This is a genomic window from Modestobacter sp. VKM Ac-2979 (assembly GCF_026967995.1).
Classification (GTDB): Bacteria; Actinomycetota; Actinomycetes; order Mycobacteriales; family Geodermatophilaceae; genus Modestobacter.
Map to the genome: position 1 here is coordinate 240036 of NZ_JAPVBO010000007.1, position 25157 is coordinate 265192.

Here is a 25157-nt window from a genome sequence, read left to right on the forward strand (position 1 = left end):
GGCGCCGGGGCGGTGGTGGACCCGGGTCAGTCCCCGGGGACGACGACGGCGCGGCCGCGGAGCGTGCCGTCGTGCAGCTTCCGGTAGGCCTCCGGCGCCTGGTCCATCGAGTACCGCTCGACCTCGACGTGGATCGACCCGTTGCGCGCGAGATCGAGCACCTCCATCAGCTCTGTGCGGGTGCCCCAGTACGGCGCCCGGACCGAGGCGCCGAACGGGGTGGAGAAGAAGCCGGTGGACAGCACCCCGCCGCCGATCCCGACGATCTGCACGACGCCGTCGATCGCCACGGTCTGCCGGGCGATCTCCAGCGTGGCCGGCGCGCCGACGATGTCGAACACCGCCTGGGCGCCCACCCCGCCGGTCAGCGTGCGGATCGACTCGACGGCTGAGGCGTCGGAGGGGATCGCGTGGTGCGCGCCCACCTCCTTGGCCAGCGTCAGCTTGTCCTCGTTCACGTCCAGGGCGATGACGGTCGCGCCGGTGATCGCCCGCAGGATCTGGATCGCGACGTGCCCCAGCCCGCCGGCGCCGATCACCACCGCCGTGCTCCCGGCCTGCAGCGCCCCCATGCTGGAGCGGATCGCGTGGTACGGCGTCAGGCCGGCGTCGGTGAGCGAGACCGACGCCACCGGGTCCAGGTCGCCCAACGGCACCAGGTGCCGGACGTCGTCCACGATCAGGTACTCGGCCAGCGCGCCGGGTGCACCCAGGCCGGGCGGTGCGATGCCCAGCGCCGCCGCCCGGGTGCAGTAGTTCTCCGCGCCACGGGCGCAGGCGTGGCACTGCCCGCAGCCCCACGGGCCGTAGACCGCCATCGACTCGCCGACGCTCACCCCGGTGACCCCGTCGCCGAGCGCGTCGACCACCCCGGCCCCCTCGTGGCCGAGGGTGAGCGGCAGGCCGTAGGTGTACTGCTCGGCCGGCAGGCTCATCACGAAGGAGTCGGAGTGGCAGAGGCCCGCGGCGGTCACCCGCAGCCGCACCTGGCCGGGGCCCGGCTCCGGGGTCGGGATCTCGACCACCTCGGGGCTCCCGCCGATCGTCCGGTACTGCACTGCGCGCATGCGCCCGCCCGCCTCTCCGTGGACGCCGACCGTCGACGTCCACGGCCGAGGCTAGGGCTCTCGCAGCGGTGTGTGCTGCGGTCCGTGGGCACCGCGAGATGGAGGCGGACGACCCTGGCAGGCGCCTGCCGGCGGGCTCCATGCGACGCCACCGGCCGACGGGTGGGTACGGGAGCGACGGGGGAGGCGTCTGGCGGTGAGTCTCGTCTCGGACGGCCGGATTCGACACGAGGACGCAACGCAGCCGTGGGACGGTGGTGGTCGTGTCTGCCGCGCCGTCTGAACCCCAAGACACCCCGACCCCTCGCAGTGCCGAGCACGCGCGACTGGCCGAGTCGGCCGACATGGCCGCGCCATGGCGGATGTGGGGGCCCTACCTGGCCGGCCGCCAGTGGGGGACCGTCCGCGAGGACTACTCCGCCGACGGCGACGCCTGGGCGTCCTTCACCTTCGACCACGCCGTCGCCCGCACCTACCGCTGGGGCGAGGACGGCCTGGGCGGCATCTGCGACCGCTACGGCTTCCTCAACTTCTCCGTGGCGATGTGGAACGGCAAGGACCCGGTCCTCAAGGAGCGGCTGTTCGGCCTGACCAACGGCGAGGGCAACCACGGTGAGGACGCCAAGGAGCACTGGTGGCCCACCGACGGCACGCCCACGCACTCCTGGATGCAGTGGCTCTACCGCTATCCGCAGGCCGAGTTCCCCTACGCACAGCTCCGTGAGGAGAACGCGAAGCGCACCCGGCTGGAGCGGGAGTACGAGCTCGCCGACACCGGGGTGCTCGACGAGGACCGGTTCTTCGACATCCAGATGACCTACGCCAAGGCCGGCCCGGACGACGTCTGCATCACCGTCACCGCCACCAACCACGGACCCGAGGCCGCACCGCTGCACCTGCTCCCACAGATCTGGTTCCGCAACACCTGGTCCTGGGGCCTCGACGACCGCAAGCCCACGCTCGCCGCCCAGGACGAGGAGGTCGCGGCGGTCGTCGCCGAGCACGGCTACCTCGGTCGCTGGGTGCTCGCCGCCGACGGTAGCCCCGACGTCCTGACCTGCGACAACGAGACCAACGCCGTCGCTCTGTTCGGCGCCGAGAGCAACGCCAGCGAGTACACCAAGGACGGCATCGACCGCCGCGTCGTCCACGAGGACAAGTGCGCGGTGAACCCCGACCGGACCGGCACGAAGGCCGCGTTCTGGTACCAGTGGGACGCCGTCGAGCCCGGCGAGACCGTCACCGTGAAGCTCCGGCTGACCCAGGCCGAGCCCGAGCAGCAGATGTTCGGTGCGCAGTTCGACGAGGTCCTCGGCCTCCGGAAGACCGAGGCCGACGAGTTCTACGCCGGCGTCATCCACCCTGACCTCTCCGACGACGACCGGCACGTGGCCCGCCGCGCCTATGCCGGTCTGCTCTGGACCAAGCAGCTGTACCGCTTCGACGTCGCCCGTTGGCTGGACGGTGACCCCGACGTCCCGGCGCCCGAAGGACGCCGGGCCAAGGGCCGGCGCAACACCAGCTGGCGGCACGTCGCGCTCGCGGACGTGATCTCCATGCCCGACGAGTGGGAGTACCCGTGGTTCGCCGCGTGGGACACCGCCTTCCACACCCTCCCGCTGGCGCACGTCGACCCCGACTTCGCCAAGGAGCAGCTCGTGCTCATGTGCCGCGAGTGGGCGATGCACCCCAACGGGCAGCTGCCGGCCTACGAGTGGGCGTTCGGTGACGTCAACCCGCCGGTGCACGCCTGGGCGGCCTGGCACGTCTACCGGCTCGACGGCTACCGCGACCAGCAGTTCCTCATCCGGGTGTTCACCAAGCTGCTGATGAACTTCTCCTGGTGGGTCAACCGCAAGGACGCCGACGGGTCGAACGTCTTCGAGGGCGGGTTCCTCGGGATGGACAACATCGCGCTGTTCGACAGGTCCGCACCGCTGCCGCCCGGCTACCGGCTGGAGCAGTCCGACGCGACCAGCTGGATGGCGTTCTACTGCCAGCAGATGCTCAAGATCGCCCTCGAGCTGTCGCAGTTCGACCGGGCGTGGGACGGCGTCGTCACCAAGTTCTTCGAGCACTTCCTCGCCATCTCCGAGGCGATGAACGCCTTCGGTTCGCACGAGGTGTCGTTGTGGCACGAGGACGACGGCTTCTTCTACGACGTCCTGGTCGCACCAGACGGGACGACGGAGTCCCTACGGGTGCGCTCGATGGTCGGGCTGCTGCCGATCCTGGGCGCCACCGAGATCCCGGCCTGGGTCGCCGAACGGTTGCCGGACGTCGCCGAGCGGGTGCGCTGGCTGCAGAAGCGCCGGCCGGAGCTGATGGGCCCGCTGCGCAGCCGGCGGGCGCCGGAGGGCCGCAGGCTGCTGCTCTCATTGGTCGGTAAGGAGCGGCTGCAGCGGATCCTGCAGCGGATGTTCGACACCGAGGAGTTCCTCTCCCCGTTCGGCATCCGGTCGCTGTCGAAGTCGACCGGCCAGGTGTTCGCCAACGTCGGTGGCCGGGACGTGTCGATCGAGTACGAGCCGGGGGAGTCGCGCACCGGGCTGTTCGGCGGCAACTCCAACTGGCGCGGGCCGGTCTGGTTCCCGGTGAACGTGCTGCTGGCGGACAAGCTGCGCACCCTCGGCCGGCACTACGGCGACTCGTTCACGATCGAGATCCCGACCGGCTCGGGCACGCAGTGCACCCTGGTGGAGGCTGCGGACCTGATCGACAACAGCCTCACCCGGCTGTTCCGCCCGGTGGACGGCAAGCGCCCGGCCGACGGCGATCGGATCGAGTCCAGCGACTCACCGCTGTGGCGCGAGCACCCGACCTTCAGCGAGTTCTTCGACGGCGACACCGGCGAGGGCCTGGGCGCCACCCACCAGACCGGCTGGACCGCGCTGGTCGCCCACCTCCTCAACCCCCGCCTCCCCGCCGACCCCCGCTGGGCCTGACGCCCGGAGGGGCCAAAGTCACGACTTTGGCCCCTCAGCCGGGTCCTGCCTCCGGCTAGTGCGCCAGCTGGCCCGGGTACGGGGACCCCATGGGCGGGATCACAGCGACGACGTCGGTGAGCGGGAGCGGCTGCCGGCTGGAGTCGAAGGTCGTGTGCTCCCACTTCCAGCTCTGGATCCGCGGCATGACCCAGAACAGGTAGATGCCGAAGGTGATGATCGAGAGCAACAGCCACTTCAACCAGCTGAGGAACAGGCCGGTGGCCGATCCGGTGAAGACGAGCTGGAAGCCGTCGATGTAGGAGTGCTTGGCCCGCCAGCGTTCGCGCAAGACGAGGGCGAAGGGGTAGCAGATCCCGAAGGTCGCAACGGTGATCACCAATGCCAGCAGTGCGGTCCCGACATAGGTGGCTGCGCCACCGTCGAACGTGAAGCGCCCCGATCGCGCCATTGCACATCTCCCCGTCAGTAGGTCTTGGTCTTCCGAGTCCTCATCGGCCGTTTCATGCGCGGCCCTGACCGGGCTGCTCCTGGGGCGTGGGGGTGCGAGCTGCGTTGAAGTCGCGGGTCGACGTCGCTGTCCAGCTCGGGGCTCAGCACGCGCCACGACCTCGGTCGGCGCAAGGCAGTCCTGTCGGTGGACCTTGGTCTACTCCGCCTCTGGTCGCCGCCGGTGCGACCACGAGGTGAGGAGGATCGTTGAGCGAATCGGTCGGTGTGCAGGTCGGGCAAGAGTCTCCGTCGTGTGGCCGGGAGGACTCCGTCCCGCTGATCTGGGGGCTGCCTGATGAAGAGGGCATGCTGCTCGCTGAACGTGGCCTGGTGGCGCTGGGCGGCTGCCTGGTCGGACCCGACGTACCGGCTCTCGCCTGCCGCGGCTGCGGGCTGGAGTGGGGACGGGCCGAGTGAACCGTCCATCGATGCAGTTCAGCTGCCACGCTGCTAATCTGCATGCATGCCTGTCTCGATGACGATCCGCGACGTCCCCGATGAGACGCGCGACGAGCTCGCGGCCCGGGCCGCCCGGGCCGGTCAGTCGCTCCAGGAGTACGTCCGGGCTCAGCTGACCGCGCTGGCGCACCGGCCCAGCCCCGAGGAGCTGTGGGACCGCGTGCAGCAGCGGGTGCAGGAGACCGGTACTGCACTGTCGGCCGAGGTCATCCTCGACCTGCGGGACGCCGACCGCCGGTGACGATCGTCGTCGACTCCTCGGTCGTCGTCGCCGCCCTGGTCGACAGCGGATCGGATGGCTCCTGGGCACGGGCCGGCCTGCGCGGGCAGGAACTCGCCGCGCCGTCCCACCTGTACGTCGAGGTGTCCAACGTCCTCCGCCGCGCCGTCATCACCGGGCGGCTCGGCCGTGAGGCCGGGGCCATGGCGCACGCCGACCTGGTCCGCATCCCCCTGGCCAGCTTTCCGTTCGAGCCACTGGCCGAGCGGGTGTGGGCACTGCACGGCGCCGTCACCTCCTACGACGCCGCTTTCGTCGCGCTCGCCGAAGAGCTCGAGGCGCCGCTGTGGACTCTCGACCGCAAGCTCGCCACCGCCTCCGGCCCGCGCTGCACCTTCCAGGTGCCCGACCGCTGAGAGTCGGGCGCATCGGAGTGCCTGGTCAGCCGCTCGTCGCTCGGGTGCGGGACCCCACCGGGTGCGCGGTGGTGACCCGCTCGGTCAGGTGGATCTCGACGGTGTCGCCGGCCTGCTTGCCGATCGCAGCGCGGAGCGCGGCCCGCACCGGCAGCTTGTGCGTCCCGTCGCCGAGCGCCATGAACGAACTCCGGAACGGGTGTCCGTCGATCGTCCCGCTGACCTTTACGAGCCCCCGGGTGCCGAAGAAGGTGACCGAGTCCGGCCACACCAGATACGTCCATCCGCCGTCCGCCGGGCTTTTCAGCAACCGGGCCGTGAACCGCTCGTCGAGGGCGGTCATCATGCACCTTCCACCAGCACCAGGACGTTGCCGTCCGGGTCGCGGACGGTGAACATCGGCGGGGCCATCTCGCCCATCCGCAGCACCTCGGCGTCGACGTCCACGCCCCGCCCGCGCAGCTGAGCGTGGGCGGCGTCCGCGTCGGCCGTGCCCAGCCGGATGCCCGGTGGGAAGCCGCTGTCCGCCACGATGAGAGCGATCGACGTCCCCCCGCCGGCCGGCGCCACCTCGACCCAGCGCATGCCCGGACCCATCTCCGTGTCGCGGACGACCTGCAGGCCCAGGTCGTCCACGTAGAAGTCCAGGGCCCGCTGCAGGTCCGACACCACCACGGTTGTCGTGGCGACCCGGGTGATGCCTGTCGTCGTCTCGCTCATGACGTTTCCTCTCCGACCGGCGCGCATCGCCAGGCAGAGATGAAGACCCGGCTCGTCCCCGGAAGTCATCGCCGAAGCCGGAGAGGGGCCAAAGTCGCGACTTCGGCCCCTCAGGGGATGGGGGCGCCGAGGAGGGCGTGCGGGGTCCAGGTCCCGAGGGCATCGGCGTGGCCAGCGTGGCGGAACGCCAAGGCGGCGGCGCCGATCCAGCCGGCCTCGCTGCCCAGCTCGGCCACCCGCACCGGCGGGGCGGAACGCCAGGCCAGGCCGGCGGCCAGGCCGGAGCGGAGCGGCTCGAGCAGGGCGTCGCCAGCGGCGGTGAAGCCGCCGCCCAGCACGATCGTGGTCGGGTCCAGCAACAGCGTCGCGGTGACCAAGCCCTGGGCCAGCACGGCCATCGCCTCGGCCCACACCCGGTCGGCGTCCGGGTCGGCGCCGAGCCGGGCCACCACGTCCTCTGCCGGCAGCGGGACGCCGGAGAGGGCGGCGTAACGCCGGGCCAGGCCGGCGCCGGAGGCATAGACCTCCAGGCAGCCGCGCTGCCCGCACGTGCACGCCTCGCCGCCGGGCACCATCGGGATGTGGCCGAGCTCGCCGGCCGCCCCGCCGTCCCCGGTCACCGGCCGCCCGTCCGTCACCAGCGCCGCGGCCACCCCGGTGCCGATGGTCACCAGCACGAAGTCCTCGACGCCGCGCGCCGCCCCGAGCAGTTGTTCGGCCAGCCCCGCCGTCCGCACGTCGTGGCCGGTCACCACAGGCAGCCCGGTCGCCTCGGCCAGCAGCGCCCGCAGCGGCACGTCCCGCCAGTCCAGGTTGGACGCGTAGACGACGGTGCCGCTCGCCTCGTCGAGCATCCCGGGGGTCACCACGCCGGCGCCGACCACGTCCAGGTCCTGCTCACGCGCGGCGCCGGCCAGCGAGCGCAGATGGCCGGCGATGGCGGCCACGATGTCCGTCGCCGGGTCGGTGGGCCAGCGCTCGACCACCACCGGACGCCCGTCCCGGGTGACGACCGCGCCCTTCATCGAGGTGCCGCCGACGTCGATCGCCAGCACCGCAGGAGTGGTCGTCACGAGGCGAGCGCCGCGAGCACGGCCCGGATCGGCTCGGCGGAGGTCGCCAGCCGCGGGACGGCGTAGTCGACGTCGGTGGCCGAGCCGGCGGCCGGGGAGACGACCGGCGAAGCCGCCCGCAGGTGCACCTCCGGCACCCCGGTCTCCGCGACCAGGGAGGCCACGTTCGACCCGCGCACCGACCCGCCGGCGAGCACGGTGATCCGGTCGCCCGCCAACTCCACCAACGAGCGGAGCACCGCGGCCCCAGCGGCAGCGGTCGGCTCGCCTCCGGAGGTGAGCACCCGGCTCACCCCCGCGGAGATGAGCGTGGGCAGTGCGGCGGGGAGGTCGGGCAGCGTGTCGAAGGCCCGGTGGAACGTCACCGGGCACGGCCCGGCGGCCTGGACCAGCCGGCGCAGCACGGCGGTGTCGAGCGCGCCGTCTGCAGTCAGCGGCCCGACCACGAACCCGACCTGCGCCGAGGCGGGCAGCGCTCGGACGGCGGCGATGTCGGCGAGCATCACGTCGACCTCGGCGGGGGAGTACACGAAGTCCCCGGCGCGGGGCCGGATCAGCACCTGCACCCCGATCCGCGACACCTCGGCGAGGATCGCCGACACCAGCCCGATCGACGGCGTCGTCCCACCCTCGGACAGCGCCGCGCACACCTCGACCCGGTCCGCGCCGCACTCCTCGGCGATCGTCGCGCCGGCGACGTCGTCGATGCAGATCTCGACCGCGGTCACCGGCGTTCCAGCCACGCCACGACGTCGGCACCCGGCTCGATCGCACCGACCGGCACCCCGCCGCCGAGCACCGGGAGAGCGGTCAGGGAAGCCGCAGCGGAGACGTCCACGCCCAGCCCACCGAGCACGGTCAGCGCCAGCAGCGTCGTCGCCCGCGGGTTGCCGTCCACGATCTTCATCGCCACCGCCTGGCCCTCCGGACCGGCCACGCCGATCACGCCCTCCGCGCCGCCCTTGGCCACCGCACCCGGCACGAGCTCCATCACCGCGGAGTTCTGGTGCCCGGTGCCGCCGATGAAGAACGGGTGCGTCCGCATCGCCGTGGCCACTTCAGCGCCCGGCCCGTCCGTCGCCAGCGACAGCGCACGGAAGGCGGTGGCCAGGCCGCGCACCGTGGTGCCGAACAGCGGGGCGCCGCAGCCGTCGATCGCGTCGTGTCGCACCGGCGCACCGGTCCACTCCGCCGTCACCGCGCGCACGTGCTGCTGCAGCGGGTGCCCCGGGTCCAGGTAGGAGGCGGTCGGCCAGCCGTTGACCGCGCAGGCCAGCAGCATCGCGGCGTGCTTGCCTGAACAGTTCATCCGCACCGCGCTCCGCTCGGCGCCGGCCCGGATGAGGGCGACGCGGGTCGGCTCGTCCTCGGGCCAGTCGACCGGGCACTGCAGCGCCGACTCGTCCAGCCCGGCCCGGTCCAGCAGCCGGCGCACGACGTCGACGTGCGCGTCCTCGCCGGTGTGGCTGCCGGCGGCGATCGCCAGCTCCGGCCCGGTCAGCGGGGCGCCGGCGGTCAGGCAGGCCAGCGCCTGCAGCGGCTTGGTGGTGGAGCGCGGCAGGATCGTGGCGTCGGGGTCGCCGAGCGACAGCGCGACGGAGCCGTCGGCGTCCAGGGCGAGCAGCGAGCCCAGGTGTCGGCTCTCCACCAGCCCCGAGCGGCGGACCACGGCCAGTTCAGCGGACAACGGGGGTCTCCAGTTCACGGTCGGCGGCCTGCTCGGCGGGCCCGGACGGCGGCGCCACCTGGCGGCGGACCCGGGTGCGCAGCCGTGCGGCCAGGTAGGACAGGGCGCCGTTGAACACCAGGTAGATCAGCGCCACCACGAGGAAGGTCTGGATGAGCAGCCGGTTGTAGGCGCTGAGCACCTGGGCCCGGTACAGCAGCTCGGTGAAGGCGACGACGTAGCCCAGCGAGGTGTCCTTGATCAGGCTCACCAGCTGCGTGACCAGGGACGGCGTCACGTGCCGCAGCGCCTGGGGCAGGACGACGAAGCGCATCGCCTGGCCGCGCCGGATGCCCAGGCTCAGCGCCGCCTCGGTCTGCCCGCGCGGCAGGGCGAGCACCCCGGCCCGGACGATCTCGGCGACCACCGCGGCGTTGGCGATGGTCAGCGGCACGACGAGCTTCCAGAGCACCGGCAGGTTGATCCCGTACGCCGGCAGCCCGAAAAGCATCAGGTAGATCAGCAGCAGCACCGGGATGGTGCGGGCCACCTCGATGTAGCCGGTGGACAGCCAGCGCAGCGGCCGGTTCTGCGACAGCCGGCCGACGGCCAGCAGCAGCCCGAACGCCCCGGCCAGGACGGCGACCAGCGCGGCCGCCAGCGCGGTGCCGCGCAGCCCGACCAGCAGGTAGGACCAGATCGGCCAGTCGAGGAACGGCGTCCACCGGTCGGCGTCCAGCTGCCCGGTCCGGCCGAACTGCACCAGCGCGAGCGCGAACACACCGGCCAGCACCAGGGCGCTGACCACCGAGCCGAGCAGGATGCGCCGCCGGGCACGGGGCCCGGGGGCGTCGTAGAGGAACGCACCGCTGTGGCTCATCGGTGGATCGCCACCTTCTTCTCGATCCGCCCGGCGGCCAGCCCGATGGCCAGCGCGAGCGCCATGTAGGTGAGGCCGGCGGCGGTGAAGATCGGGATCGGCTGGGCCGCGACCAGGTTCACCTTGTTCACCGCCGAGGTCAGCTCGACCACGCCGACCGTGGCGGCCAGTGCGGTGTTCATCAGCAGCGCGATCATCACGTTGCCCAGCGGCTGGACGACGGCGCGCACCGCCTGCGGGACGACGACGAACCGCAGCGTCTGCGACAGCCGCAGCCCCATCGCCCGGGCCGCCTCGACCTGGCCGGCGGCGACGGTGTTGATGCCGCTGCGCACCGCCTCCGCGACGTAGGCCGCCTCGTAGACGGTGAGCACCACGATCACCGTGGTGGTCAGCGGCATCAGCAGCCCGGCGTCGGGCAGTGCGAAGACGGCCAGCAGCAGCAGCGCCAGCAGGGGGATGTTGACGAACACCTGCACGTAGGCCCAGGCGGCCCCGCGCAGCACCGGGATGGGGCTCACCCGGGCCACGGTGATCAGCACCCCGAGCACCAGGGAGCCGGCCGCGGAGATCACCAGGATCAGCACGGTCGTCCCCAGCGCCCTCAGCAAGGGGTCCAGGTTCTCGATCACTGCAGTCACGTCGTCGTCCTCTGCTGGCGCTGTTGCTGCCTCAGGGGTGCCGGGTCAGGAGCCCGGCACCGAGCCGATCTCCGGCGGCGTCGGGGCGTCGCCCTCGACGACCGTCCCGAGGGTCGCCTCCCAGATCTCGGCCCACGAGCCGTCGTCCTCGATCTCCTCCAGCCAGGTGTTCACGAAGTCCTTGAACTCCGGGTCCTCCGGGGGGAGGCCGATGCCGTAGGGCTCCTCGGTGAACGGCTGGACGGCGATCTTGATGTCGTCGTTGGCGTCCGCCGCGGCCAGCAGCAGGGTGTAGTCCTGCACGTAGGCGTCCCCGCGACCCTGCACCAGCGCCTGCACCGCCTGCGGGTCGGTGGCGAAGCTGGTCACCTCGGCGCCGGGGGCCACCTCGGGCACCGCGGTGACCGCCGGGGTGTTGGCGCCGACGATGACGTTCTTGCCGTCGAGGTCCTCGATGCTGGAGATGTCCTCGTTGTCGGCGGCGACCGCCACCGCGAGGCCCGAGGTGAAGTACGGGCCGGCGAAGTTGATCTGCTCGGCCCGCTCCTCGGTGATCGTGTAGGTGTTGAAGACGACGTCGACGGTGCCGTTCTGCAGCAGCGCCTCCCGGGTCTCCGACGCCGGCGGCACGATCTCGATGTTGGGCTCGCCCAGGATGTAGATGGCCAGCATCTTCGCCAGGTCGATGTCGAAGCCCTCGACGTCCTCGGGGTTGCTCGGGTCCTGCTGGGAGAGCAGCGGCGCGTCCAGGGCGGCGGCGACGCGCAGCACGCCACGCTCCTTGATCTCGGCCATCGTGGACTCCGGGAGGATCAGCTCCTCGTCGGCGACCGGCGCGTCCTCGTAGACGGCGTCCAGGCCGGAGGCGGCGGTGTCGTCGCCTCCGCCTCCGGGGACGGCGTCGGAGGAGGAGTCGGACGAGCCGCACCCCGCGACCGCCACCGAGGCGGTGGCCAGCACGGCGGTGATCAGCGGGAAGCGGCGCCTGGGAAGGCGGATGTCACTCATGCCTTGCCTTTCTGATCAGCCCGGCCGGGGGAGCGGCGCCGGGCGTGGGGTGGGCGGGTCCGCCCGGGGTGCGCTCGGCCGTCAGTGGGCCAGCACGTTGGAGAGGAACGAGCGGGCGCGCTCGCTCCGGGTGGCGTCGAAGAACTCCGCCGGTGGGGCGACCTCGACGATCTGACCGGCGTCCATGAAGACGACGCGGTCGGCGGCGCGGCGGGCGAAGCCCATCTCGTGGGTCACCACGACCATCGTCATGCCGTCGGCGGCCAGCGAGGTCATCACCTCGAGGACCTCGTTGACCATCTCGGGGTCCAGTGCCGAGGTCGGCTCGTCGAAGAGCATCAGCTTCGGGTGCATCGCCAGCGAGCGGGCGATCGCCGCGCGCTGCTGCTGGCCGCCGGAGAGCTGGGCGGGGACGCGGTCGGCCTTGTCGGCGATGCCCACCCGCTCCAGCAGTGCCATCGCCTCGGCGCGGGCGGTGGCCTTGCTCGCCTTGCGCACCTTCAGCGGCGCCAGCATCACGTTGTCCAGCACGCTGAGGTGGCCGAAGAGGTTGAAGGACTGGAAGACCATGCCGACGTCGGCGCGGAGCTGGGCGAGCTGGGTGCCCTCCGCAGGCAGCAGCTGGCCGTCGACCCGGATCTCGCCGGAGTCGATCGGCTCGAGCCGGTTGATCGTGCGGCAGAGCGTCGACTTGCCCGACCCGGACGGCCCGATGACCACGACGACCTCTCGCGGGGCGACCTCCAGGTCGATCGAGCGGAGCACGTGCAGCTCGCCGAAGTGCTTGTCGACGCCGCGCAGGCTGACCATCGGCGTGGTCATGGTCGGGCTCCTCCCGGGTCGGCGCTGAACGATGGACGAAGGCTAAGTGACGATCGTTACAACCAGAAGTCCATCAAGTATTTCCACTTCCGGACTAAGTGGCCATTGCTTCGAACGACCGGCGTTGCTTCACTGACCGGCATGCCCACCCCTGCCGGTGATCGGTCGGCCACCTCCCCGAGCGAGGTCCTCTCCCTGGTCCGGCTCGGCCGCGCCACCTCGCGGGCCGACGTCGCCCGGGAGACGGGGCTCTCGGCGACCACCGCGGCCGCTCGGGTGGAGATGCTGATCCGGCGCGGCTGGCTGGTGGAGACCGGCACCGGGCCCTCGGCGGGCGGTCGGCCGCCGCGCCGGCTGGAGATGCGTGGCGCGGCCGGCCTGGTGGTCGCGGTCAGCCTGGGGGAGCGGCACGCGGCGATCGCCGTCCTGGACGCCGCCGGTCGGCAGGTCGCCGAACGGCACCTGCCCATCGCGGTCTCCGACGGCCCGGAGGCCGTGCTGCGCACCGTGGTGACCACGGTCGAGGAGTCCGTCGCCGGGCTGGACGACGCCCCGCCGCTGCTGGCGATGTGCGTCGGCGTGCCCGGGCCGGTCAGCGCGCGCACCGGCCTGGTCGTCTCCCCGGCCCGGATGCCCGGCTGGAACGGTGCCGACGTGGCCGCGATCGTGCGGCAGTGGCTGCCCGTGCCGGTGATCGTGCAGAACGACGCGAACCTGATGGCGCTCGGCGAGCACGCCGCCGGCGGGGCGCCGGCCGAGCAGATGGTGTTCGTGAAGGTCGGCTCCGGCATCGGCTGCGGCGTCGTCGCCGGCGGGGTGCTGCACCGGGGGAGCGGCGGGTTCGCCGGGGACATCAGCCACACCACCGTGCCCGGCGCCCCGCCGGTGCCCTGCTCCTGTGGGCGGGTCGGCTGCCTGGACGCGGTGGCCAGCGGCGCCGCCCTGGTCGAGCAGCTCGCCGAGCGCGGGGTCGACTCCTCAGGCACCGAGGGGATGCTCGACCTGGCCCGGGACGCCCACCCGCTGACCACCCAGCTGCTGCGCGAGGCCGGCGGCAGCACCGGCACCGTGCTCTCGACCATCCTCAACTTCTTCAACCCGGAGCGGCTGGTGATCGGCGGGCACCTGAGCAGCGCCGAGGCCTTCGTCGCCGGGGTGCGCTCGGCGATCTACGCCCAGTGCCCGCCGATGATCACCGACGGCCTGGAGATCGCGGTCAGCCGCGTCGGCCAGCACGCCGCCGTGCTCGGCGCCGCCCGGGAGGCCCTGGACCTGGCCTTCTCCCCGGAACAACTGGCCGCGCGCGCCGCCGCCCGCTGAGGTCCGCTCGGTCCACCCGGTGCTGCCTGCGTGAACACCTCGTGACCGCTGTCGACTTGTCGGCATCCCTCGTTACGTTGGCTCAGCAACCGCACAGCCGGCCCAGCAGGGGCGGCTGACGAGCTTGGGGGAGATCGCGTGCGCAGACGGACGACGGTGACGGTCGCGGCAGCGGTGCTGGCGATGAGCGTCGGGGCGGTGACCCCCGCGGCGGCCAGCCCGGGCGGTCACGACAACGGCCATGGGAACGGCCACGGTCACGGGAACGGCCATGGGAACGGTCACGGCAAGGGGCACGGCGGCGGGCACGGCAAGGGGCAGAGTCTCGAACTCACCATGCTGGCCACCACCGACGTCCACGGCCGCGCGCAGGACTGGGACTACTTCCGCGACGCGCCGTACACCGACAGCGCCGGTGACGCGACGGGCCTGGCCCGGATCTCCTCGGTGGTCGACTCGGTACGCGCCGAGAAGGGCGCGGACAGCGTCTTCGTCGTCGACAACGGCGACTTCCTGCAGGGCACGCCGCTCACCTACCTCGCCGCCCAGCAGCCGCCGGAGGCCGAGCACCCGATCGCGGCGGCCTACGACGTCATCGGCTACGACGCCCAGGTCGTCGGCAACCACGAGTTCAACTACGGCCTGGACACCCTCGCCGGCTACGTCGACGACGTCGACCACCCGGTGCTCGGCGCCAACGTCATCGACGTGGAGACCGGCGAGCCGTACCTGCCGCCGTACACGCTGGAACGGATGAAGGTGCGCGGCGCCAAGCCGGTCACCGTCGGCATCATCGGCCTCACCACACCGGGCTCGGCGATCTGGGACCGCAACAACGTCGAGGGCCAGCTCGAGTTCCGCGACATGGTGGAGACGGCGGAGGAGTGGGTGCCGGTCGTCGCCGAGCAGGCCGACGTCGTCGTCGTCCTGGCGCACGCCGGAGTCGGCGGGACGTCGTCCTACGACGACCCGGCCGTCGGCACGGAGAACCCCTCCGACGTCATCGCCCGCACGGTGCCCGGCATCGACGCGATGGTCGTCGGCCACACGCACCGCGACGCCCCGTCCCAGGTCGTGGTCAACGAGGTCACCGGCGAGGAGGTGCTGCTCACCCAGCCCTACCGCTGGGGCGCCACGGTCAGCCAGGTCGACTTCGAGCTGACCAAGACCCGTGGTCAGTGGGACGTCACCGAGGCCACGGCCACCGCACTGCGCACCAGGGACTACCCGGAGGACCCCGACGTCCTCGCCGTCACCGACGAGGCGCACCAGGCGACCGTCGACTACGTCAACCAGGTCGTGGCCACCTCCACCGAGGAGCTGACCACGCTCACCAGCCGGTACGAGGACACCCCGATCCTCGACTTCATCCAGCAGGTGCAGACCGAGACCGTCGACGCTGCGCTCGGGGGCACCGAGTGGGCCGACCTGCCGGTGCTGTCGATCGCCGCGCCGTTCAGCCGGGAGGCGGTCTTCCCGGAGGGCGAGGTCACCATCCGGGACATCGCCGGGCTCTACGTCTTCGACAACACCCTGGAGGCGGTGGAGATGACCGGCGCCCAGGTGCGCGACTACCTGGAGGAGTCGGCGAGCTACTTCACCCAGGTGCCGGCCACTGGGCCGGTCGACCCGGAGACGATCACCAACGCCGACGGCACGCCGGACTACAACTACGACGTGCTCTCCGGCGTCGAGTACGACCTGGACGTCTCCCGGCCGGTCGGCGAGCGGGTCACCCGGCTGGAGATCGACGGTGAGCCGGTGGCCGACGACGCCCGCTTCGTCGTCGCGGTGAACAACTACCGGCGCTCCGGCGGTGGCGGTTTCCCGCACATCTCCACGGCCCCGGTGGTCTACAACGAGCAGCTGGAGATCCGTCAGCTGCTCATCGAGTGGGCCCAGGAGCGCGGCGTGATCGACCCGGCCGACTTCTACGTGGAGAACTGGCAGCTCGTCCGCGACGGCGAGCCGCTGCTCGGCTGACCCTCGGAGGGGCCGGGGTCGCGACATCGGCCCCTCCGGCACGGCGAACGCCCCGCTCCCCGGTATGGGGAGCGGGGCGTTCGTCGTGCGACTGCCCTCGGGCGAGCGGGTCAGACCAGCCGGCGCGCGGAGTTGTAGCCCCACATGGTGTCGACGTTGATGGTGCGGACGACGTCCCCGGCGGTGGGGGCGTGCACCATCAGGCCGTTGCCGATGTAGATGCCGACGTGGCCCACCGGGTCGTAGAAGAAGACCAGGTCACCGGGCTGCAGGTCGGCGCGGGCCACGGGCACGCCCATCGTCGACTGCATGCGGGAGGAGTGCGGCAGCGTGATGCCGGCGGCCGCGAAGGAGAACTGCGTCAGCCCGGAGCAGTCGTAGACGTTCGGGCCGGCCCCGGCCCAGACGTAGGGCTTGCCCTGCTGGGCGAGCGCCGTGTCGACGATGATCTGGGCAGCTGCGTTGGGAGCCGCGACCGGGGCCACCGGTGCCGCGACGGGTGCTGGGGCGGCCGCGCCACCGCCGCCGACCGAGGCCTGGGCGGCCATCGGCGTGAGGGCGACGCCCGCGCTGGCGAACAGCGCGATCAGTGCCCGGCGACCGGAACGGGAGGGACGACGGGCAGGGGACGTGCGAGTGGTCGTCATGGACGACGGGTTCTCCTTGTTCTCCTCAACCGCCTACCGAGTTAGCTGACGGGTTCGGGCGGGGAACTCGCCCGGCGCTCCGGCACTCGCGTGCCGTTGCGCTTCACCCCAAGACTGCGGTGGGTCCCCGGTCCGGGCGTCCGCGGCGACGATGCGGCGGTTGCCCGGTTCGGCGGTGCTCGCCGGTGTCACCGTGTGTGGTGACTCAGGGCCGGCAGGCGCGGATGACGGTAGGGCTGTCATGGATTTGTCACAAAGTGCCGCGCGTTGCGGTTCCGACACCCCGTGGGGCTGCAACACGCCCGGCCGGCGGAGACGACTCGCCGAGCTGACGTCGAGCAACGCCGGAGCGGGTCGTCGGCGAGGTCGGCTCTCGCCGGCTGTTTCCGCCGGGAATCTGATTTCTGGTCGGACGGCGGGTGTGCACGTTTCGTGTTCGACGCGACACGGCCCGCTGCCTGAAGTGCCGCGTGATCGGCTCTCCCGTCGACCAAGTCCCAGCACGGCGCTGGTCGCTGGCCACGTGCGCCGCACGTGCGGCCGGGCCGATCGTCGACGGGCCACGATCGACCGCGTCAAGGGGCTGTCGGGATCTGTGGACAAGCCTCTGACCTGCGGATTCGCCTTGCCCGTAGCTGGTGACGGCGGTAGTATTCGTACACATGTTCGAATACGTCGGGAGGTGTCCGTGAGCGAGTTGATGTCGGCTCTGGACGCCTTGGCGGCCGACGATCTCCATTCGTTCACGGACGGTCAGGTGCTGGAGCGGACGGCGTTCCTGGTGCAGCTGGTCAACCGCGCGTCGGCTGAGTTGACCCGCACCGTTCGGCGCGCGGACACCACCCAGGCCGCCGAGCACGACGGGTTGAAGTCGATGCGGTCGTGGTTGATCGGGCACACCCGGTTGTCCGCGAGTGACGCGTCGCGGATCCTGCGGTCGGGTCGGGCGTTGGAGCACTTCCCGGCGCTGGCGGCGGGGTTCGCTGAGGGTGCGGTGACGGCGGCGCAGATGGACGTGGTCGCCGCTGCGGTGGGGGAGCGGGAGCGGGCTCGAGCCGCCGAGCAGGGCATCGACCTGGCTCCCTTCGATCGGGTGTGGGCGCAGGTGGCGGCCGTATCGCCGCACCAGTCGCTGGTGGCTGCGGTGCAGGCGTTCGAGGACGCGCTGGACCCGGACGGCCCGGAGCCTGATCCGACGGAGGGCCGCCGGTTGACGATCGCGAAGCACTCCGATGGCAGCGTCACCGGTCGGTTCGACCTGGATGCCGTGGGTGGGGAGAAGGTGCAGGCGGCGATCGAGTCGATCGTGCAGGCCGACCGCCCCAGGGGTGATGAGCGGACCCGTGCGCAGCAGAACGCCGACGCGCTCGTGCAGCTGTGTGACAACCAGTTGGCCTCCGGTGATCTGCCGATCCTGCGCACCGTCAAGCCGCATGTGGTGGTCGGCGTCGATCTCGATGACCTCGTCGATCCGGCCACCGGCGCGGGTGCGGCGGAGCTGGGCTTCGGGGCGACGATCTCGGCAGCGCGGGCCCGCTACCTGGCCTGTGACGGCAGCATCTCCCGCATCGTCATGGGCCCCGACGGGGTCCCGCTGGACCTGGGCCGGGACCACCGGGTGGTCACCCCTGGCCTGCGCAAGGCGGTGGAGCGGCGCGACAAGTCCTGCGTGTTCGCCGGCTGCGGCGCCCCGTCCTGGTGGTGCGACGTCCACCACCTGATCCACTGGCTGCACGGCGGCGAGACCTCGCTGCAGAACTCAGCGTTGTTGTGCGAACGCCATCACAACAAGGTGCATCACGGGTTCCGGGTCGAACGACGACCGGACGGACGATGGCGCACCTACCGCCCCGACGACACCGAGATCCTCATCGGTCCGCTGCTGTAGCGCGGCAGGGATCGCGGGCCCCGCCGTCAGCAGGACGGCGGTTCCGCAGGCTGCGCAGGTCCGGGCCGATGTCCCGCCGACATCGGAGGCGGCCGGAGCAGCTCCTCAGCCCTCGTCGGTTCCCGGCCTGATCACCCTGCGGCGGGCTGGTCCAGGTGTTCCCGCACCACCGTGCTCGGCGGGACGGGCGGGGTGGGGACCGCGTGCAGGTCCGCGTCGCCGTCCGCCACCGCGGTCAGCCACTGACCGGCGCTCTGCCGGGTGATCCGGCCGGCCCGCACCGCCTGGGCCAGCGCCAGCTCCAGCGGCGGCATCAGCACCGGGTGCCGGCGGCGGTGCCCGAACACCGCCAGCGTCTGCTGGAACAGGTCGTCGCGGGTCATCCCGGCCACCGACCGGCACAGCGCCACCATCGCGTTGCCGATCTCCTCCGGCGGCACGTGCTCCAGCGCCCGGTCGGTGCTCGCCGCCTGGCGCCGGAACGTCGTCCACCCCGCCGGGTCCAGCGGCGTCCGGTCCGACGTCGCCGGCCACAGGAACTCCGCACCCGGCTCCGGCAGCAGCGCCAGGATCGACGCCATCCGTGCCGCGTTCACCCGCGGCACCCCGAACGCCGACGCGGTCAGCCGGGCCAGCCGCTCCCGGTGGATCGGCCCCTCCGCCCGGATCCCCGCCGCCAGCACCCGCCGCACCAGCCGGGCCGCCTCCGGGTTCGCCAGCTGCCGCAGCATCTGCGGCTCGCCCACCGGCTTCGGCGTCCACGCCCGGAACGGCACCTCACCCGCCAGCAGTGCCGGCGTCACCACCGGGTGCGCCGCGCAGCGCACCGGCTCCGCCGTCGACACCTCGTCCTCCACGTCGGGGGCGTCCGGGTCGAACGGGTCGATCTCCTCCTGCGGCTCGGCGACCTCGGCGACCGGGGCCGGCAGCGGCGGCAGCAACGGCGCCACCGGAGCAGCACCCGCCACCGCCGCGACCAGCCGGTCGAGCACCGTCTCCTCCTCGGCCAGCCACTCCGGCAGCCACACCCGCTCCACCGCCGGCCAGCCGCGCAGCTCCGCCAGCTCCAGGTAGGCCAGCTCGCGATCCACCGGCGCCCGCTCCGCCCACGCCGGGCCGTCCAGCAGCACCGCCAGCACCGGCCGCGCCGGCGCCTCCGCCCGGGCGACGGTCAGGTCGACCCGGAACGGGGAGAGCCCGACGTCGGTGCGCACCACGAGCCCGCGCCCCCGCAGCGCGGCGGCGACCTCCTCCCGGTGCGGGTCCGGCACCGCCCCGGAGCGCCGCGGGACCGTGTCCGTGCCGTGCACCGCCTGCTCCAGGTAGGTCCGCAGCCGACGCACCCCCGGCTGGGTCGTCGTCACCGGCCGCAGCAGCGACAGCCGGAACGACGCGAACACCACGACCTGCCGGCGGGCCCGGCTCACCGCGACGGTCAGCCGTCGCTCACCGCCGGCCCGGTTCAGCGGCCCGAGGTCCAGCGGCAGGCAGCCGCGCTCGTCGGCCGCGCACCCCAGCGACAGCAGGACGACGTCAGCCTCCTCGCCCTGCGCGGCCTCCACCTCTCGCACCCGCAGCTCGCCCCGATCCAGCGCCTCCGCCGCCCGGTCCCGGCCCACCCGCAGCAGGCCCTCGATCAGCCGGCGCTGCGGCCCGTGCAGCGTCACCACGGCCACCGAGGGCACCGATTCCGCCGACGCCGCGAACCGCTGTCGCAGCTCGGCGACCACCGCCTCCGCCTCGGCCGGGTTGGTGCCCCGCTGCTCGCCCGCCCGCAGGAAGACGCCGTCCACCTGCACCAGCGAGATCGCCGGCCCGGCCGGCGGGCCGGGCACCGTCGTCAGCCGGGAGCCGTAGGCCGCGACGTCGGCGAACGCGACCAGCGACTCGTCGGCGCTGCGGTGGTGCCAGGTCAGCTCCCGCCGCGGCACCCCGGCGCGCACGCAGGCGTCGAGCAGCCCCTCGTCCGGGACCTCGTCGACCGCAGCACGCGGCGGCAGCTGCTGGCGGTCGCCGACCACCACCGCCGCGCTCGCCCGGCCCAGTGCACCGAGTGCGTCGGTGACCCGCAGCGACGACGCGTCCTCGATCACCACCAGGTCGAACGAGCCGGCGGTCGGGGGGAGGAAGCGGGCGACGGCGTCCGGGGTGGCCAGCACCGCCCGGGTCCGGTCGCCCTCGGCGAGGGCCGCAGCCGCCTGGGTCCGGGCAGCCGCCGACGCCGCGAGCGCCCGGTGGACCGCCTGCTCCGCCGCCCGCGCGTCGGCGGCGCCGAGCCCGCCGGCCGCCGAGCGCTCGGCGAACGACGCCTCGGCCACCCCGCGGTCGAAGGCGGCGACGGCGTCGTCGGCGGGCACCGCTCCGGACAGCAGTGCGGCGCGCGCCTCGGCGAGCCCGGCGGCCTCCAGCAGGTGCAGGTGCCGCAGCAGGTCCAGCCAGTGCCCGAGTGACGGGACGCCGAACTGCTCGACGGCCCGCTCATCCTGGGTCGTGTCCCACAGCCGCACCAGGCCGGTGTCCCCGGCCCACGCGACGAGCTGGTCCAGCGAGCCCAGACAGGCCACCGGCAGGGCGGTCAGCGCGGCCCGCAGCTTCCGGACCGCCACCGCCCGGGCCGGGTCCGGTGCCGGCGAGGTGTCCAGGAAGCGGCGCATTGGGGGAGTGAAGGTCGGGTCGCCGTCCAGTGCGGAGCCGAGCCGGCGCAGGGCGGCGACCTGCCGTTCGACCAGCTGCGGGTCGGTCAGCGGGTTCCAGTTCCACGGCACCGCGAGCCCCGCCACGTCCGAGCAGCGCAGGGTCAGCTCGCGGGCCGCTCCCTGCACCTGGAGCAGCTCCGCGGTCAGCACCGGGACGTCGGTCGGCTCCACGTGCGCGTCCGGCCGCAGCGACGGGGTGAGCTCGGTGAGCACCGCCGCCAGCCGCTTGGCCCGGCCGAACCGCCCGGACACCGCCGCCTGCTCGGCGTCCTCGGCGATCCCGGCCAGCGGCAGGTCCAGCGCCTCGGGCAGGGCGACGTCGAGCCCGGGATGCGCCGCGGTGACGAACGCGGAGATCTCGGCGAGCAGCACGGCGACGTCCTCCGCCCACTCCGGGGTGCGGACGGCGTCCACCGCGGCGAGCGGAACGTCCGGGCCGGCCAGCACGGTGGCGACCGCGTCGAGGTCCTCCGGGGTCCGCGCCGCGGCGATCACCCGCGCCAGCGGCCCGGCGGGCGGCAGCGCGCGCAGCGCCGTGTCGACGGCGAGCACCGCGGCGTGCACCGCCACCGGGTCGGCGTCGGCGGAGTCGAGGAACCCCCACGGGTGCCGCGGCCGCGGCCGGGTGCGCGCGGCGACCTCGGGGAGGGTGGTGAGCAGCTGGTGGACCTTGGCGGTGGTGCGCGCCGACGCGGTGGCGACGAAGGTCGTCGCCAGCGGCAGCGCCGGGGTGCCGGGCACCGCGGAGAGCACGCCGGCGCGGGCGGCGTACAGCGACAGGCCGGCGGAGTTGGGGGCGTGCAGCCGTTCGGCGTAGCCGGCCAGCTCGCGCCGCGCCGTCCGCAGCTCGTCGGGGAACGCAGGGAGGGCGGCGAACGCCGGGAGGTCCCCGGCATCGGGCGGGACGGCGGCGGGACGGCGCAGGCCGGTGACCAGCCCGCCGAGCCCCACGCCGTCGAGCCGCCGGGACACCGCGTCCAGCGCGGACTGCTGGGCGGCGAGGACCAGCACCCGCTGACCGCCGGCCGCGGCCGCGGCGACCAGGTTGGCGACCGTCTGCGACTTGCCGGTGCCGGGTGCACCCTCGAGCACGAAGGTCCGCCCGGCGGTGGCGTCGGTGATCGCCTGCAGCTGGTCGGTGTCGGCGGGCAGCGGCAGGGTCGCGGCGAGCTCGGCGAGGTCGGTGGCCAACGCGCTGCCGGGTGCCGGCACGGGGTCGACGAAGGGCTGGCCGGGGCGCAGCAGCACCGGCACCAGCGGGTTGCGCAGGGCGGCCGCGCCGAGCTGGTCGACGTCCTGCCGGATCCGGGCCGACGCCGCGGGCAGGACCGCCAGATCGGCGGTCGGCTCGACCCGGTGCGGCAGTCCGCGCTGGGCCAGCTCCTGCCGCAGCGCCGGCAGGACGACGGCCAGGTCGGGGTCACCGCCGTCGTCCAGGGCCGGCACGGCGACGCCGGTACGGCGATGCAGCTCGGCCAGCAGGTGCCCGTTCGGGCCGATCGCCCCCGCCGGGTCGGCGGTCAGCCGGTAGGCGCCGGTGCTCGCCACCCGGGAGAGGAGGACCGGCACCAGCACCAGCGGCGAGCGCACCGGCCGGCCGTCGAGCTCCCAGGTCACCGACCCCAGCGCCAGGTACAGGTCGCCGGTGCCAGTCTCCTCGACCAGCGCGGCCGCCCGGTCGGCGAGCCCGGCCAGCCGGCGCGCGTAGTCGACCGAGCCCAGCTCGGCGTACAGCCCGCCGTGCTCGACGAGCAGCTCGCCGAGCTGGTGCGGTGGCAGGTCCCGGGCCGACCGGATGCCACGCCGCCGGGCCGCGGCACCGAGCTGGTCGGTGGGCACCAGGGTGAGCGCGGCGTCGGCGGCCAGCCGCTCGGCGAGGACGGTCAGCCGCCCGGGCGGCACGGTGAGCGGCACGACGCCGCCGTCGGCCCGGTCCAGGTCCAGCAGCGCGGCCGCCGTCCCCGTCGGTCGGGCTCCCGTGCGGGTCGGGCTCCCGGTCGGGCGGCGGTCGGGCAGCCCCGGCAGCGGGAGCGGGTCGACGCCGTCCAGCCGTGCGCGGTGCACGTCGGTGACCCCGAGCACCCGGTGCAGGTCACCGGCGAGCCAGGCGGCGGCTGCCGTGCGGTGCAGGTCGCCGAAGGTCGCCGGCTCCGCGGCGATCCCCAGCATCGTGGTCTCCACCAGGGCGATCGCGCCCTGCTCGACCAGCTCGGCGAGCCCGGAGACCTCGGTGGTGGCCGCGCTCTCGGCGCAGCGTTCGACCCGCCAGTAGCCGAGGAAGGCGTGCCCGGGGCAGGTGGCGCCGTCGGCGGCGATCCACAGCAGCGGGCGGATCCCGGCGTGCTCCAGCGCGGCGGCCAGGGTGAGCACGGTGTCCAGGCTGGTGCCGGCCCGGTCGTCGAGCACCTGGTCGGGGGTGCGCACCCGCTGTGGGACGTCGGCCCAGCTCGCGAGCGCGGGGCGCGGCCGGATCGCCCGGCGCCGCATGGCCTCCACGATCGCCGCGGCCGTCTCGTCGATGCGCGTCCCGTCGAGGCGTGCGGTGCCGTCGATGCGTGCGCTGCCGGTCGGGTGCCCGCCGACCGTGGGGTCACCGGTGCGCAGGCGAAGCAGGTCGGCGGCCGCGCCGACCAGCCCGGCCACCGCGGGGGAGCCCGGCTGCACGTGCGCGGCCAGCAGTTCCAGGGCCAGCGGCGTCGGCGCGGCCAGCCACTGCCCGGAGGCGAGCACCCGCACGGCGGTGCGGGTGCAGCCCAGCAGCTGCCCGTCGCGCTCGACCCGAGCCTCGACGGTGGCCGTGCCCGGTTCGGCGACGCCGGCCAGGACGGCCGGGTCCAGCCGCAGGTCGAGGTCGGTGAAGACCGTCGTCCGGCCGGGCTCGACGTCGACGGTCAGCTCGACCGGGTCGCCCAGCGGGCCGTCGGAGGAGGCGATCGTGACGACCACCCGCGCGCCGGGCACCGGCTCGCCGGCGCCGGTCAGCGTGAGGCCGGCGACGACGGACACGCCGGCGCGGGCCAGCGCCTCGCCGACCACGGGCACGCAGTCGAGGGCCACGGAGAGCTGGAGATCGGCTGCCGCGGTGTGCTGCGGGCACGGGGAGACGCCCATGGAGTCGTTCTACCTCCGCAGGGCCCCCGGATCGGGGAGCCCGGGCGGAGGTGTGACAACTGGGGCGGGAGGGTCGCCCCGCGAGGTGCTCAGCCCGGCGACCAGGGCGTTGCGCCCAGCACCTGGACCAGCGTGGTGGTGGTGGCTCGGGCCGGCGGGCGCCAGGCGGCCCAGGTGACGACGGCGAGGTCGCGACCGGTGGCGTCCCGCTCCATGAACGGCACCCACCGCCAGCCCGACAGGTTGCGCCGGGCCGACGCCTCGGTCATCAGCGCCGCCTCGACCTTCGAGCTGACCGCGATCAGCTCGCTGTGCACGGAGAACCGCCGGAACATCCAGTGGGTGTGCACGCCGGCGGCGGCCGACGCCGACCGGAGCCGGGCCTCCTCGCTGGTGATCTCCCCGGAGGCGTGTGCCATCACCCGGCGCCCGTCGAGGTCGGCGAAGCGGATGGACGGGCGGTCGCCCAGGGGGGAGTCCGGTGGCACGGCGACGCCCAGTTCCTGGGTGAGCACCGGGGCGCAGCCGAGGTCCGGCGGCTGGACGTGCAGCAGGCCGACGTCGATCAGCCCGTTGCGCAGCAGGTTCTGTTGCTCGTCGCTGCTGGCCTCGACCAGGGAGAGCGCGACGTGCGGCAGGGAGGCCTCCAGCGCGGCGATGACCGCCAGGAACCACTCGTGCGGCACCCCCGGTGGGAGCCCCAGGCGGACGATCTCCTGCCCGGCCCCGAAGGTGCGCACCACCTCGGGGATCCGCTCGAGCTGGGCGAACACCACCGCGACGTGCTCGTGCAGGCCCCGGCCGGCTGCGGTGAGCACCATCCCGTCGGCCGTCCGCTCGAACAACCGGTGCCCCAGTTCCCGCTCCAGGTCGGCGATCTGCCGGCTCAGCGAGGGCTGGGTCATGTGCAGCATCGCCGCGGCACCGCTCACCGACCCGGCCTCGGCGACACGGGCGAAGTAGGTCAGATGCCGCAGCTCCACGGGGGCAGCCTATGCCTGACAGGCATCGCACTACTGCGGAACAGGCATTTGCGGTCTACCCCGACCGCGGACAACATCAATAGGGCGCAGTGAGCCGCACCACAGTGCGGGCCGGCGCGA

At 73.5% G+C, this 25157-nt stretch carries 21 protein-coding genes and 1 riboswitch; of the genes, 7 read left to right on the plus strand and 14 right to left on the minus strand.

What is annotated here, in order from left to right:
• Positions 1–26: 26 nt before the first annotated feature.
• Entirely contained in the window at positions 27–1067 is a 1041-nt protein-coding gene (locus O2W15_RS20670; protein ID WP_269180783.1) for an NAD(P)-dependent alcohol dehydrogenase, read from the minus strand.
• Between the two features lie 344 nt (positions 1068–1411).
• Between O2W15_RS20670 and O2W15_RS20675 the strand changes: the two genes are divergently transcribed.
• A complete protein-coding gene (locus O2W15_RS20675; RefSeq protein ID WP_269180784.1) occupies positions 1412–4012 on the plus strand; it encodes an MGH1-like glycoside hydrolase domain-containing protein in 2601 nt (866 codons plus the stop codon).
• 55 nt (positions 4013–4067) lie between these two features.
• Here the strand turns inward: O2W15_RS20675 and O2W15_RS20680 are convergent, their stop codons facing one another.
• Positions 4068–4463 carry a DUF898 family protein gene (locus tag O2W15_RS20680; RefSeq protein WP_269180785.1) on the minus strand — a complete coding sequence of 132 codons (396 nt, stop codon included), beginning with the start codon at positions 4461–4463 and terminating at the stop codon, positions 4068–4070.
• A gap of 248 nt (positions 4464–4711) precedes the next feature.
• Here O2W15_RS20680 and O2W15_RS20685 point away from each other — a divergent pair, with 248 nt between their 5' ends.
• The 3 genes from O2W15_RS20685 to O2W15_RS20695 are packed head-to-tail and all read left to right on the plus strand — an operon-like array spanning position 4712 to position 5599.
• A complete protein-coding gene (locus O2W15_RS20685; protein WP_269180786.1) occupies positions 4712–4921 on the plus strand; it encodes a hypothetical protein in 210 nt (69 codons plus the stop codon).
• A 46-nt stretch (positions 4922–4967) separates the two neighbouring features.
• Entirely contained in the window at positions 4968–5204 is a 237-nt protein-coding gene (locus O2W15_RS20690; protein ID WP_269180787.1) for a FitA-like ribbon-helix-helix domain-containing protein, read from the plus strand.
• Positions 5201–5599, plus strand: coding sequence for a type II toxin-antitoxin system VapC family toxin (locus O2W15_RS20695; protein ID WP_269163725.1), 399 nt, complete (start codon positions 5201–5203; stop codon positions 5597–5599). Before O2W15_RS20690 ends, O2W15_RS20695 begins: the two co-directional genes overlap by 4 nt.
• Before the next feature lie 25 nt (positions 5600–5624).
• On the opposite strand, the gene O2W15_RS20700 is transcribed toward O2W15_RS20695, so the two are convergent.
• The 9 genes from O2W15_RS20700 to O2W15_RS20740 all read right to left on the minus strand — a co-directional run bounded on the left by O2W15_RS20700 (position 5625) and on the right by O2W15_RS20740 (position 12409).
• Entirely contained in the window at positions 5625–5942 is a 318-nt protein-coding gene (locus O2W15_RS20700) for a DUF1905 domain-containing protein (protein ID WP_269163726.1), read from the minus strand.
• The gene (locus tag O2W15_RS20705) at positions 5942–6319 is read right to left on the minus strand and encodes a VOC family protein (protein WP_269180788.1); all 378 of its coding nucleotides are present in this window, start codon (positions 6317–6319) and stop codon (positions 5942–5944) included. Before O2W15_RS20705 ends, O2W15_RS20700 begins: the two co-directional genes overlap by 1 nt.
• A 110-nt stretch (positions 6320–6429) precedes the next feature.
• Positions 6430–7392, minus strand: a complete 963-nt coding sequence (locus tag O2W15_RS20710) for an ROK family protein (RefSeq protein ID WP_269180789.1) — start codon at positions 7390–7392, stop codon at positions 6430–6432.
• Positions 7389–8120 (minus strand): copper homeostasis protein CutC, encoded by a 732-nt coding sequence (locus tag O2W15_RS20715; protein WP_269180790.1) that lies wholly within the window; start codon positions 8118–8120, stop codon positions 7389–7391. Before O2W15_RS20715 ends, O2W15_RS20710 begins: the two co-directional genes overlap by 4 nt.
• Positions 8117–9079, minus strand: coding sequence for an asparaginase (locus O2W15_RS20720; protein ID WP_269180791.1), 963 nt, complete (start codon positions 9077–9079; stop codon positions 8117–8119). Before O2W15_RS20720 ends, O2W15_RS20715 begins: the two co-directional genes overlap by 4 nt.
• Positions 9069–9938 carry an amino acid ABC transporter permease gene (locus tag O2W15_RS20725; RefSeq protein ID WP_269180792.1) on the minus strand — a complete coding sequence of 290 codons (870 nt, stop codon included), beginning with the start codon at positions 9936–9938 and terminating at the stop codon, positions 9069–9071. Before O2W15_RS20725 ends, O2W15_RS20720 begins: the two co-directional genes overlap by 11 nt.
• Positions 9935–10579 carry an amino acid ABC transporter permease gene (locus O2W15_RS20730; RefSeq protein WP_269163732.1) on the minus strand — a complete coding sequence of 215 codons (645 nt, stop codon included), beginning with the start codon at positions 10577–10579 and terminating at the stop codon, positions 9935–9937. Before O2W15_RS20730 ends, O2W15_RS20725 begins: the two co-directional genes overlap by 4 nt.
• Positions 10580–10624: 45 nt before the next feature.
• The gene (locus O2W15_RS20735) at positions 10625–11587 is read right to left on the minus strand and encodes a glutamate ABC transporter substrate-binding protein (protein WP_269180793.1); all 963 of its coding nucleotides are present in this window, start codon (positions 11585–11587) and stop codon (positions 10625–10627) included.
• A gap of 81 nt (positions 11588–11668) precedes the next feature.
• Positions 11669–12409, minus strand: coding sequence for an amino acid ABC transporter ATP-binding protein (locus tag O2W15_RS20740; RefSeq protein WP_269180794.1), 741 nt, complete (start codon positions 12407–12409; stop codon positions 11669–11671).
• 141 nt (positions 12410–12550) lie between these two features.
• Here O2W15_RS20740 and O2W15_RS20745 point away from each other — a divergent pair, with 141 nt between their 5' ends.
• Complete coding sequence (locus O2W15_RS20745) at positions 12551–13729, plus strand: ROK family transcriptional regulator (RefSeq protein ID WP_269163734.1); 1179 nt, start codon at positions 12551–12553, stop codon at positions 13727–13729.
• A 138-nt stretch (positions 13730–13867) separates the two neighbouring features.
• Positions 13868–15712 carry a bifunctional metallophosphatase/5'-nucleotidase gene (locus O2W15_RS20750; protein WP_269180795.1) on the plus strand — a complete coding sequence of 615 codons (1845 nt, stop codon included), beginning with the start codon at positions 13868–13870 and terminating at the stop codon, positions 15710–15712.
• Positions 15713–15822: 110 nt separating this feature from the next.
• Here O2W15_RS20750 and O2W15_RS20755 read toward each other — a convergent pair whose 3' ends face one another.
• The gene (locus O2W15_RS20755; protein WP_331253885.1) at positions 15823–16359 is read right to left on the minus strand and encodes a C40 family peptidase; all 537 of its coding nucleotides are present in this window, start codon (positions 16357–16359) and stop codon (positions 15823–15825) included.
• A 16-nt stretch (positions 16360–16375) separates the two neighbouring features.
• Positions 16376–16528: riboswitch (cyclic di-AMP (ydaO/yuaA leader) on the minus strand.
• A gap of 72 nt (positions 16529–16600) precedes the next feature.
• Here O2W15_RS20755 and O2W15_RS20760 point away from each other — a divergent pair.
• Positions 16601–18247, plus strand: coding sequence for an HNH endonuclease signature motif containing protein (locus O2W15_RS20760; RefSeq protein WP_331253886.1), 1647 nt, complete (start codon positions 16601–16603; stop codon positions 18245–18247).
• A gap of 131 nt (positions 18248–18378) precedes the next feature.
• Here the strand turns inward: O2W15_RS20760 and O2W15_RS20765 are convergent, their stop codons facing one another.
• Positions 18379–24054, minus strand: coding sequence for a DUF4011 domain-containing protein (locus tag O2W15_RS20765; protein WP_269180796.1), 5676 nt, complete (start codon positions 24052–24054; stop codon positions 18379–18381).
• Positions 24055–24143: 89 nt separating this feature from the next.
• Positions 24144–25037 carry a LysR family transcriptional regulator gene (locus O2W15_RS20770; protein ID WP_036337117.1) on the minus strand — a complete coding sequence of 298 codons (894 nt, stop codon included), beginning with the start codon at positions 25035–25037 and terminating at the stop codon, positions 24144–24146.
• Between the last annotated feature and the right edge of the window lie 120 nt (positions 25038–25157).

Coding starts and splice junctions, on each gene's coding strand:
- O2W15_RS20670 (WP_269180783.1), bottom strand. CDS start 1,067: ATGCGCGCAGTGCAGTACCGGACGATCGGCGGGAGCCCCGAGGTGGTC.
- O2W15_RS20675 (WP_269180784.1), top strand. CDS start 1,412: ATGGCCGCGCCATGGCGGATGTGGGGGCCCTACCTGGCCGGCCGCCAG.
- O2W15_RS20680 (WP_269180785.1), bottom strand. CDS start 4,463: ATGGCGCGATCGGGGCGCTTCACGTTCGACGGTGGCGCAGCCACCTAT.
- O2W15_RS20690 (WP_269180787.1), top strand. CDS start 4,968: ATGCCTGTCTCGATGACGATCCGCGACGTCCCCGATGAGACGCGCGAC.
- O2W15_RS20700 (WP_269163726.1), bottom strand. CDS start 5,942: ATGACCGCCCTCGACGAGCGGTTCACGGCCCGGTTGCTGAAAAGCCCG.
- O2W15_RS20705 (WP_269180788.1), bottom strand. CDS start 6,319: ATGAGCGAGACGACGACAGGCATCACCCGGGTCGCCACGACAACCGTG.
- O2W15_RS20725 (WP_269180792.1), bottom strand. CDS start 9,938: ATGAGCCACAGCGGTGCGTTCCTCTACGACGCCCCCGGGCCCCGTGCC.
- O2W15_RS20735 (WP_269180793.1), bottom strand. CDS start 11,587: ATGAGTGACATCCGCCTTCCCAGGCGCCGCTTCCCGCTGATCACCGCC.
- O2W15_RS20740 (WP_269180794.1), bottom strand. CDS start 12,409: ATGACCACGCCGATGGTCAGCCTGCGCGGCGTCGACAAGCACTTCGGC.
- O2W15_RS20745 (WP_269163734.1), top strand. CDS start 12,551: ATGCCCACCCCTGCCGGTGATCGGTCGGCCACCTCCCCGAGCGAGGTC.
- O2W15_RS20755 (WP_331253885.1), bottom strand. CDS start 16,359: ATGACGACCACTCGCACGTCCCCTGCCCGTCGTCCCTCCCGTTCCGGT.
- O2W15_RS20760 (WP_331253886.1), top strand. CDS start 16,601: ATGGATTTGTCACAAAGTGCCGCGCGTTGCGGTTCCGACACCCCGTGG.
- O2W15_RS20765 (WP_269180796.1), bottom strand. CDS start 24,054: ATGGGCGTCTCCCCGTGCCCGCAGCACACCGCGGCAGCCGATCTCCAG.